The organism is Micromonospora sp. (assembly GCF_048594385.1).
GTDB lineage: Bacteria > Actinomycetota > Actinomycetes > Mycobacteriales > Micromonosporaceae > Micromonospora > Micromonospora wenchangensis.
This window is the reverse complement of sequence record NZ_JBMDWU010000256.1, coordinates 1-9,366: the sequence shown is the minus strand read 5'-3', so window position 1 is coordinate 9,366 and position 9,366 is coordinate 1. Positions and strand designations below refer to the sequence as shown.

At 70.5% G+C, this 9,366-nt stretch carries 11 protein-coding genes and 1 pseudogene; 8 read left to right on the top strand and 4 right to left on the bottom strand.

The features are described from left to right. From ACOJTC_RS13540 to ACOJTC_RS13530, 3 genes and pseudogenes are all read right to left on the bottom strand, one after another. Positions 1-421 (bottom strand): annotated as a pseudogene (locus ACOJTC_RS13540) (N-acetylmuramic acid 6-phosphate etherase); the annotation flags it as partial. Further along, positions 418-1,332 carry a MurR/RpiR family transcriptional regulator gene (locus ACOJTC_RS13535; RefSeq protein ID WP_204928089.1) on the bottom strand — a complete coding sequence of 305 codons (915 nt, stop codon included), beginning with the start codon at positions 1,330-1,332 and terminating at the stop codon, positions 418-420. The gene ACOJTC_RS13535 and the pseudogene ACOJTC_RS13540, both read right to left, overlap by 4 nt. A 148-nt stretch (positions 1,333-1,480) precedes the next feature. Further along, complete coding sequence (locus ACOJTC_RS13530; protein WP_204928090.1) at positions 1,481-2,221, bottom strand: dTMP kinase; 741 nt, start codon at positions 2,219-2,221, stop codon at positions 1,481-1,483. 154 nt (positions 2,222-2,375) lie between these two features. Between ACOJTC_RS13530 and ACOJTC_RS13525 the strand changes: the two genes are divergently transcribed. From ACOJTC_RS13525 to ACOJTC_RS13505, 5 genes are all read left to right on the top strand, one after another. Next, positions 2,376-2,981 carry a nucleotidyltransferase gene (locus ACOJTC_RS13525; RefSeq protein WP_420117115.1) on the top strand — a complete coding sequence of 202 codons (606 nt, stop codon included), beginning with the start codon at positions 2,376-2,378 and terminating at the stop codon, positions 2,979-2,981. Further along, positions 2,978-3,244: a hypothetical protein gene (locus ACOJTC_RS13520; RefSeq protein ID WP_204928092.1), complete on the top strand. Its 267-nt coding sequence runs from the start codon at positions 2,978-2,980 to the stop codon at positions 3,242-3,244. The genes ACOJTC_RS13525 and ACOJTC_RS13520 overlap by 4 nt, the downstream gene beginning before the upstream one ends. 10 nt (positions 3,245-3,254) lie before the next feature. Continuing rightward, complete coding sequence (locus ACOJTC_RS13515) at positions 3,255-3,980, top strand: metallophosphoesterase family protein (RefSeq protein WP_357927978.1); 726 nt, start codon at positions 3,255-3,257, stop codon at positions 3,978-3,980. Positions 3,981-4,022: 42 nt separating this feature from the next. Next, positions 4,023-4,166 carry a GPGG-motif small membrane protein gene (locus tag ACOJTC_RS13510; protein WP_007464364.1) on the top strand — a complete coding sequence of 48 codons (144 nt, stop codon included), beginning with the start codon at positions 4,023-4,025 and terminating at the stop codon, positions 4,164-4,166. Positions 4,167-4,317: 151 nt separating this feature from the next. Further along, positions 4,318-4,812: a TspO/MBR family protein gene (locus ACOJTC_RS13505; RefSeq protein WP_420117114.1), complete on the top strand. Its 495-nt coding sequence runs from the start codon at positions 4,318-4,320 to the stop codon at positions 4,810-4,812. A 37-nt stretch (positions 4,813-4,849) separates the two neighbouring features. Here the strand turns inward: ACOJTC_RS13505 and ACOJTC_RS13500 are convergent, their stop codons facing one another. Further along, entirely contained in the window at positions 4,850-5,620 is a 771-nt protein-coding gene (locus ACOJTC_RS13500) for a peptidoglycan DD-metalloendopeptidase family protein (protein WP_420117113.1), read from the bottom strand. Positions 5,621-5,895: 275 nt separating this feature from the next. Between ACOJTC_RS13500 and ACOJTC_RS13495 the strand changes: the two genes are divergently transcribed. The 3 genes from ACOJTC_RS13495 to ACOJTC_RS13485 all read left to right on the top strand — a co-directional run bounded on the left by ACOJTC_RS13495 (position 5,896) and on the right by ACOJTC_RS13485 (position 9,329). After that, positions 5,896-7,236 carry an ABC transporter substrate-binding protein gene (locus tag ACOJTC_RS13495; RefSeq protein WP_204928095.1) on the top strand — a complete coding sequence of 447 codons (1,341 nt, stop codon included), beginning with the start codon at positions 5,896-5,898 and terminating at the stop codon, positions 7,234-7,236. A gap of 76 nt (positions 7,237-7,312) precedes the next feature. After that, positions 7,313-8,362 (top strand): carbohydrate ABC transporter permease, encoded by a 1,050-nt coding sequence (locus tag ACOJTC_RS13490; protein WP_204928096.1) that lies wholly within the window; start codon positions 7,313-7,315, stop codon positions 8,360-8,362. 1 nt (position 8,363) lies between these two features. Continuing rightward, positions 8,364-9,329: a carbohydrate ABC transporter permease gene (locus ACOJTC_RS13485; protein WP_204928097.1), complete on the top strand. Its 966-nt coding sequence runs from the start codon at positions 8,364-8,366 to the stop codon at positions 9,327-9,329. Positions 9,330-9,366: the final 37 nt, after the last annotated feature.

Genomic DNA, 9,366 nt, shown 5'->3' with positions numbered 1-9,366 from the left:
CGTCCTCGGCGTCCTCCACGGCCTGCCACATCGCGTCCGGCCCGCCGGCCAGGTGGGCGCAGAACCAGCCGCGTGGGGAGTTGAAGGTGGGGGCCAGTTCGGCGGCGTCGATCACCCCGAGGCGGCCGGAGGTGCCGGCCCCGAAGTAGTGCACCCGGTGCCCGCCGCGCAGTGCGGTCACCGCGAGGTCGACGGTCACCGCGATCTCGTCCAGGACGGCGGCCACCGCCGCCGGCACCCGCCGGTCGGCGTCGTTGATCACGGTGAGCACGTCCCGGGTCGACATCAGGTCGAGGTCGGTGCTGTGCGGGTTGCGCTGTTCGGTCGGAGCGCCGACGCGGACCACCGGCCGCAGGTCGACCACGCCCTCGCCGCCCCGCTGCCCCACCACGTCGTCCGGCCCGACCCGACCGGCGGTCACGAGCGCCTCCGACCGCCGCCGACCCGGCGTGTTCGCACCGCCTCGGCGGTGACCTCCAGCGCCCGCCGGGTCCGGGTCCGGTTGCGGGCGGCCACCCCGACGAAGAGGCAGTCCACCACGGTGAGCTGGGCGAGCCGGCTGGCCATCGCCCCGGACCGGTAGGTCGTCTCGCGGGCGGCGGTGGTGAGGACGAAGTCGGCCCGTTCGGTGATCGGCGAGCGGGGGAAGTTGGTCAGCGCGACGGTGACCGCACCCCGGGAGCGGGCCTGTTCGAGCACCTCGATCACGTCGGAGGTGGTGCCGCTGTGCGAGATGCCGATCGCCACGTCGCCCCTGCCGAGCAGGGCGGCGGAGGTCAGCGCGGTGTGCACGTCGGGGAAGGAGAACGCGACCCGACCGATGCGGTGCAGCTTCTGCTGGAAGTCCGAGGCGACGAACCCGCTCGCGCCGGCACCGTAGACCTCGATCCGGCCGGCGCTGACGATCGCCTCGACGACCTGCTCGCAGACGGCCGGGTCGAGCTGCTCGGCGGTCTCCTCGACGGCCCGCGCGTCGTTGAAGGAGATGGTGGCGATGATCTGGGCCAGGTCGGCGCCGGGCGGGATGTCCCCTCCGACCACCCGGGCGTCCGGCGGCTCGATCCGGCGCGCGGCCTCGGCGGCGAGCCGGATCCGCAACTGCGGGTAGCCGTCCATGCCGACGGACCGGCAGAACCGGATGACGGTGGCCTCGGAGGTCTCGGCGGCGGTGGCGAGGTCGGTGATGGTCCGTCGGGCGGCATCGGCCGGGTCGGCGACGACCAGTCGGGCGACCCGCTGCTCGGCGGGGGACAGCGACGGGAGCAGGCCACTGATGTGGACGATCAGTCCACCCGGCTCGTGACTCGCGGAAATCTTCGGACTTTTCGCCACGGATGAAACTTACTTTCATGAGCCGCGAGCGTCAACCACGACCGCGCGTATCCGACAGGAAGTATCCCCCGGTCCGGGGGCGTGCCGGCCCAGACTCCCATTTGCGCAGCCTGGCGCGCCTCGGCCGGTCCGGTGGAATCGGCTCGGTCTACGGGCGGGTCTGCGCGGCGACCGGCTCCCGGGGCCCGCCTTCGGCCTGCGGGGCGGACGGCCCGGTGCCGTCCGGCGGATCATCGACCACCGGCCCGGCCTCCTCCGGCGGCAACCAGCGCGCCAGGTGCGCGCGGATCCGCCGGGACACCTCGTCGGGCCCGCCGCCGGCATCGACCACCACGAAACCCGGGTACTCGGGCAGCGACCGGTAGGCCGCGTCGGCGGCGGTCAGCCAACCCATCGTCTCGTGGTCCTCGCCCCGCCGCTCGATCCGCCGGTACGCCTCGACCGGGTCGACGGTGAGCAGGAAGGTGACCTGCGGTGCGGGGAAGACCCGGTAGCCGGCCCGGGCCAGCCGTTCCCACCGCTGCCCACCGTGCGCCCGGATGCTGGCGTACTGGCAGGCGGAGTAGCGGTCCATCACGGCGGTCCGGCCGGTCACCAGGCAACTGAGCAGCGCGGCGGCGATCGCCAGCCAGCGCAGCACGGACTCCACCGCGAGCATCCCGTCCCGGCCCACCAGCAGCTGCGCGTCGGCCCGGCCGAACCGGGCGGCGAGCCGGCCCAGCCAGCGCCGGCCGCCCGCGTTGCGGTGGTAGGTGGCGGGTCGCCCGGCCGAGGTGAGGGCGGCGGCGAGCCGGTACGCCTGGGTGGTCTTGCCGGAACCGTCGATGCCGATCAGCGCGACGCGCCGCAGTCGGGTCCCACCGTCGGTCGCGCGCCGCGATCTGGCCACCCTGCACAGGATATCCGACCGGCGCATCCCTTCCGTCCGGTCGATGCCCGCACGGGCGCGATGACCGGACCGGCACGCCCCGCAGGTGTGGGCGGGCGGACCGCCGGGTACGCAACGTCATTTCCCACCGACCGTTCACGACGGGAGAGACCAGATGGCCGAGCGCGGGGACGTCAGCCTCCTGCACACCCTCAAGCGGGTCGCCGCCGTGCTCAAGCAGAACGAGATCCCCTTCGCCCTCGGCGGCAGCTTCGCCGTCTACGCCCACGGCGGCCACTCCAGCGAGCACGACGTGGACTTCCTGCTCCAGGAGGCGGACGTCGAGCGGGCCCTGCAGGCGCTGACCGACGAGGGCTTCACCGCCGAGCGCCCGCCGGAGGACTGGCTGGTCAAGGTCTACGACGACGGGCGGATGGTGGACCTGATCCACCGGCCGGTGGAGACCCCGGTGACCCACGAGACCCTCGCCGACACGGTGGTCCGCCCGGTGGACGCCATCCGCATGCCGGTGCTCTCGGCGACCCGGCTGATGGTGCACAAGCTGCTCAGCTTCTCCCAGCACTACTGCGACTTCGCCCGGGGGCTGCCGCTGGCCCGGTCGCTGCGCGAACAGATCGACTGGGAGCGGGTACGCAAGGAGACCCAGCACTCGCCGTACGCCGAAGCGTTCCTGATGCTGCTGGACCGGCTCGACGTCGTCCCGTACGGGGGCACGCCGGTGCCGTACGCCCGCATCCCCGAGGGAAGGGAGACCCCGTGACCGAGCACAGCGCCGGCCCGCCGGACGCCTACGTCGAGGCGGAGATCCAACGGCTGCTGACCGAGGACCCGGACGTCGCCGAGCAGGGCATCACCGTGGTCCGCCGGGAACCGGGACTGGTCCTCACCGGCGAGGTGGAGAGCCCGCAACGCCGGGCGGAGATCCTGCGCCGGGTGGCCGAACGGTTCCCCGACGAGGCGATCACCAGCGACATCGGGGTGATCCGCACCCAGGCGCCGGTGCAGGTCGAGGAGCTGCCGTGAGGAGGACCCGATGATCCGGATCGCCGCGGTCGGCGACGTGCACCTGGACGCCGACGTGCTGGGCCGGTTCCGCCCGGCCCTGGAGGAGTTGCCCGACTGCGCCGACGTGCTGCTGCTCGCCGGCGACCTGACCCGGCACGGCACCGAGGCCGAGGCACGCTGCGTCGCCGAGGAGTTCGGCGGGCTCGGGGTGCCGGTGGTCACCGTGCTGGGCAACCACGACCACCAGTGCGACCAGGTGCCGCAGGTGGTCAAGGTGCTGGAGGATGCCGGGATCACCGTGCTGGAGGGGACCGGGACGGTGCTGGAGTGCCCCGGCGGGCGGCTCGGGGTGGCCGGCGTCAAGGGCTTCGGCGGCGGGTTCGCCGGGCGGTGCGCCAGCGACTTCGGCGAGCCGGAGATGAAGTCGTTCGTCCGGACCAGCAACGAGAGCGCGGCGGCGTTGGGCGAGGCGCTGCGCGGGCTGGACTGCGACCTGCTCGTCGCGCTGACCCACTACGCCCCGGTGCCGGACACCCTGGCCGGCGAGCCGCTGGAGATCTACCCGTTCCTCGGGTCGTACCAGCTCGGCCAGGCGATCGACTCGGCGCCCACCGCGCTCGCCCTGCACGGGCACGCGCACGCCGGCAGCGAGCGCGGCGTCACCCCGGGCGGGGTACGCGTACGCAACGTCGCCCATCCGGTGATCAAACAGGCGTACAGCGTCTTCCACCTGGGCGGTGATCAGATCGACTGAGAACCAGGTTTTCGGAATCGGGGCGCCGGGTATTCAGCAGCCATGGAGCTGATTCTCTGGATTCTCGCAGTCGTACTCGTGGTCGCCGGCATCCTCGCGCTGTTCCGCCGGCAGATCCTGTGGGGCATCGTCCTCATCGTGGTCGGCCTTCTGGTCGGCCCGGGTGGTGTCAGCATCTTCAATTGACGCCGGTACCCGCACCTGACCCGCCGGGGTCGTCGCCCCCGGAAGCTCCGTCCTCCCAGACAGGAGCGTCCGGCACCGACGGCCCCGGCGCTGTGCTGTCCGGGGGGGCGCACCGGGGTTTGGGAGGGCGTACCCGGGAAATATCTTGACCATGGAGATAACCCGGAGCGACCGGCGGACCGGCACGGCGCGAACCTGGTGGGTGCTGCTCGGCTTCGGCGCGGCCGTCGCGGTCGCCGCCGCGATCGGCGGGTTGGGGGTGGCCGGCACCCGCGACGAGTACGCCTCGCTCCAGCAGCCGGCCTGGGCTCCGCCGGGTTGGCTGTTCGGCCCGGTCTGGACCGTGTTGTACGCGCTGATCGCGGTCGCCGGCTGGCTGGTCTGGCGGCGGGTCGGCTTCGGCCCGGCGCTGTGGGCGTGGACGGTCCAGCTGGTGCTCAACGCGATCTGGACCCCGCTGTTCTTCGGCGCGGGACGCTACGGCCTGGCCTTCGCCGAGATCGTGCTGATGTGGCTGGCGATCGCGGTGACGGTGGTCGCCTTCTGGCGGGTCTCCCGGCCGGCGGCGGCCCTGCTGCTGCCCTACTGGGCCTGGGTCACCTTCGCCGCCGCGTTGAACTTCTCGATCTGGCAGCTCAACAGCTGACCGGGCACCGGGCCCGGCGGCCCGGTGCCCGGCGGGCTCAGCAGCGGGGCACGTTGGGGATGTAGCCGTCGTGGCCGGTGTAGACGTAGGCGTCGGCGATGAACCGGCCGGAGCCGATCCGGTCCCAGATCGCGCTGGTGCCGAAGGTGCCGGTGACCGTGGTGCCGCTGGTCTGGCAGCCGATGGTGACCTTGGCGCCGTCGGCGACCGTGCCGACCGACGCGTAGCCGGTGCCCGGCCCGGACCGCACGGTCAGCGGGGAGCCGGCGGTGTCGACCGTGCCCGACCCGGTGCCGCTGGAGCAGCCGTTCCCGCTGGTGTACGTCTTGGTGCCCCAGTACAACGCGAGCGTACCGTTGAACTTGACCTTGATGTCGTCGCCGTTGAGGCGCTGCTCGTAGTGCAGGTGCGGGCCGGTGGAGCCGCCGGTGCTGCCGACCCAGCCGATCACCTTGCCGTAACCGACCTGCTGGCCGACCGAGACGTTGAAGCCGTTGAGGTGGGCGTAGTAGGTCGTGTAGCCGCCGCCGTGGTCGATCCGGACGTACTTGCCGTAACTCGTGCCACCGAGGTCGGTGACCCGGTCGACGGTGCCCGGGGCGCTGGCGACCACCGGGTCGCCGAGGTCGTCGGTGCGGTTGAAGTCGACCGCGTTCGCCGGGCTGTGGTCCGACCGGGTCTGGCCCGACCAGGACTGGTTGCAGGGGAAGGGCACCTTAAACGTGGGCGCGGCCCAGGCCGGGCCGGCCGGGACCAGGGTCCCGGTGACCAACAGGGCCGCCGCCAGCAGGCTCCACCGTCTGCGCACCGCACACCTCCGATGTCGAGATCCTTCAATGTCTTGCGTCGAGGGTGGCAGATATCGCCATCGATGCCAACCCGCGCCGGCCCCTGTCGGCCCCTACTCGGTGAGCACGGGTGGGAGCGCATCCACCTGCGGCGGGGGGTTTCGGGATTGTTACCGGGCCGTGTCCGCCAGGGGGTGGACCGATCGGGATGCAAGCGCTTACATGTGAGGACGACTCATCGGACCGGCGTCGGGTTCCCCCACCTGTGGGCGCGCCGGCAAGGAAGGAGAACGGCATGGCGTTTGCCAGATCACGCCAGGCTCTCGCGATCGCCGGCGTGCTGGGGCTGGCGCTCGGCGCCGCCGCCTGTGGCACCGGCAACGACAAGAAGAGCAGCAACGCGGGTTCGGCCGAATGCGCCGCATACGAGAAGTACGGTGACAACGACGGCAAGAAGGTCACGATCTACTCGTCGATCCGGGACATCGAGGCCGACCGGCTGGCCCAGTCCTGGAAGCAGTTCGAGGACTGCACCGGCATCGAGATCGACCACGAGGGCTCCGGCGAGTTCGAGGCCCAGCTCCCCGTCCGGGTGCAGGGCGGCAACGCGCCCGACCTGGCCTTCATCCCGCAGCCGGGCCTGGTCAAGCGGTTCGTCGACGGTGGCAACCTCAAGCCCGTCGCCGCCGCCACCAAGACCGAGGCCGAGGCGAACTTCTCCCCCGACTGGCTGAAGTACACCACCATCAACGGCCAGTTCTACGGCGCCCCGCTGGGCTCGAACGTCAAGTCGTTCGTCTGGTACTCGCCGAAGACCTTCAAGGAGAAGGGCTGGGCGGTCCCCACCACCTGGGACGAGCTGATCAAGCTCTCCGACACGATCGCGGCCAGCGGCACCAAGCCGTGGTGCGCCGGCATCGAGTCCGGTGACGCCACCGGCTGGCCGGCCACCGACTGGATCGAGGACGTGCTGCTGCGTACGGCCGGGCCCGAGGTCTACGACCAGTGGACCACCCACGGCATCCCGTTCAACAGCCCGCAGGTCGCCGACGCCCTCAACCGGGCCGGCACCATCCTCAAGAACGACAAGTACGTCAACGGCGGCTTCGGCGGCGTGAAGAGCATCGCCACCACCTCCTTCCAGGAGGCCGGCGTGCCGATCACCACCGGCAAGTGCGCCCTGCACCGGCAGGCGTCCTTCTACGCCAACCAGTGGCCCGAGGGCACCAAGGTGGCCGAGGACGGCGACGTCTTCGCGTTCTACTTCCCGTCGATCGACGCGGCCAAGGGCAAGCCGGTGCTGGGTGGCGGCGAGTTCGTCGCGGCCTTCACCGACCGTCCCGAGGTCCAGGCGGTGCAGACCTACCTCGCCTCCGGCGAGTACGCCAACAGCCGCGCCAAGATCGGTGACTGGGTGTCGGCGAACAAGAAGCTCGACCTGGCCAACGTCCCGAACCCGGTGGACAAGCTCTCCGTGGGCATCCTCCAGGACCCGAAGACCGTCTTCCGCTTCGACGGCTCCGACCTGATGCCGGCCGCGGTCGGCAACGGCACCTTCTGGAAGGGCATGGTCGACTGGATCAACGGCAAGGACACCACCACGGTGCTGAACGGCATCGAGAACAGCTGGAAGTGATCTGAGACGGGTGGCCCGGTCCGCACGGTGCGGCCCGGGCCACCCCTCGGATAAGAACCCTTGAGAGGGAGGGTCGATGGAGTTCGACTTCGCTGAGGAACAGCCGAAGTTCCTCATGCTGATGTACGGGCTGATCGCTTTCGTCGCGGTGGTGGGCGGTCTGCTCCTGCTCCTCGACGTGGTGCCGGCCTGGTTCGCCCGCCGTCGGGAGGCGCAGCTGGTCGCCGCCTCGACCGGTGGCGGCCCCCTGCCCCGCCGACGCAAGCCGAGGGAGGGCCTGTTCGCGCTCTTCTTCCTGCTGCCGACGCTGCTGCTGCTCTCCGTCGGGCTGGTGGTGCCGGCGCTGCGCACCGTGCTGCTCTCCTTCATGGACGCCGGCAGCGACAACTGGGTGGGGCTGCGCAACTACGGCTGGATGTTCTCCGAGGACTCGATCGTCCGGGTGCTGCTCAACACCCTGATCTGGGTGCTGCTGGTGCCGCTGGTGGCCACCACGTTCGGCCTGCTCTACGCCGTGATGGTGGACAAGGCCCGGTTCGAGTCCATCGCCAAGTCACTGATCTTCCTGCCGATGGCGATCTCGTTCGTCGGGGCCAGCATCATCTGGAAGTTCGTCTACGCCTACCGCAGCGAGGAGCAGGACCAGATCGGCCTGCTCAACCAGATCGTGGTCAGCCTCGGCGGCGAACCCCGGCAGTGGCTGCTCGACTCACCGCTGAACACCTTCCTGCTCATCGTGATCATGGTGTGGATCCAGGCCGGTTTCGCCATGGTCGTGCTCTCCGCCGCGATCAAGGCGATCCCGGCGGACATCGTCGAGGCGGCCCGCCTCGACGGGGTCAGCCCGTGGCAGATGTTCTGGCAGATCACCATGCCGAGCATCCGACCGGCGCTGATCGTGGTCGTGGTGACCCTGTCGATCGCCACCCTGAAGGTCTTCGACATCGTCCGGACCGCCACCAACGGCAACTACGACACCAGCGTGATCGCCAACGAGATGTACAACCAGGCGTTCCGGTACGGCGAGAACGGGCAGGGCTCCGCCCTGGCGGTCTTCCTCTTCATCCTGGTGATCCCGATCGTGATCTACCAGATCCGCAACCTGCGTCAACAGCGGGAGGGCTGAGATGACCACCGCCACGCCCACCGTCGGAGCCGGGGCCCAGGCCACCGGGAAGCCGACAAGCACCGCCGGCCGGGTCCGTAGCCGGCTCAACAGCCGTACGGCCACCCTGGTCTCGATCGTCATCGCGCTGCTCTGGACGATCCCGACGTTCGGCCTGTTCGTCTCCTCGTTCCGGCCCGAGGCCGAGATCAAGTCCACCGGGTGGTGGACCTTCTTCACCGACCCGCAGTTCACCCTGGAGAACTACCAGGACGTCCTGTTCGGCTCCTCCTCGTCGTCGGGTCAGCTGGCCAGCTACTTCATCAACTCGCTGGCCATCACCATCCCGTCGGTGCTCTTCCCGCTGGCGTTCGCCTCACTCGCCGCGTACGCGCTGGCCTGGATCAACTTCCGGGGACGGGACTGGCTCTACATCGCGATCTTCGCGATGCAGATCGTGCCGTTGCAGATGGCCCTGGTGCCGCTGCTGAAGTTCTTCTCCACCGGGGTCACCCTCGCCGGCGTCCAGCTGATGCCGGCCTGGAACCTGGTCGACGAGCAGAAGTTCGCCCAGGTGTGGTTCGCGCACACCTGCTTCGCCCTGCCCTTCGCGGTGTTCCTGCTGCACAACTTCATCTCCCAGCTCCCCCGGGACCTGATGGAGGCGGCCCGGGTCGACGGGGCCACCCACCCCAAGATCTTCCGCACCATCGTGCTGCCGCTGATCACCCCGGCGCTGGCGGCGTTCGGCATCTTCCAGTTCCTCTGGGTCTGGAACGACCTGCTGGTCGCGCTGATCTTCGCCGGTGGCGGCAACGAGACCGCCCCGCTCACCGTGCGCCTGGCCGAGATGGCCGGCACCCGGGGCAACGAGTGGCAGCGGCTCACCGCCGGCGCGTTCGTCTCGATCGTCGTACCGCTGGTGGTGTTCCTGTCGTTGCAGCGCTTCTTCGTGCGCGGCCTGCTCGCCGGGAGCGTCAAGGGTTGACGGCCGTCCGTCGCCGCCCGGTGTTGCCGGGCGGCGA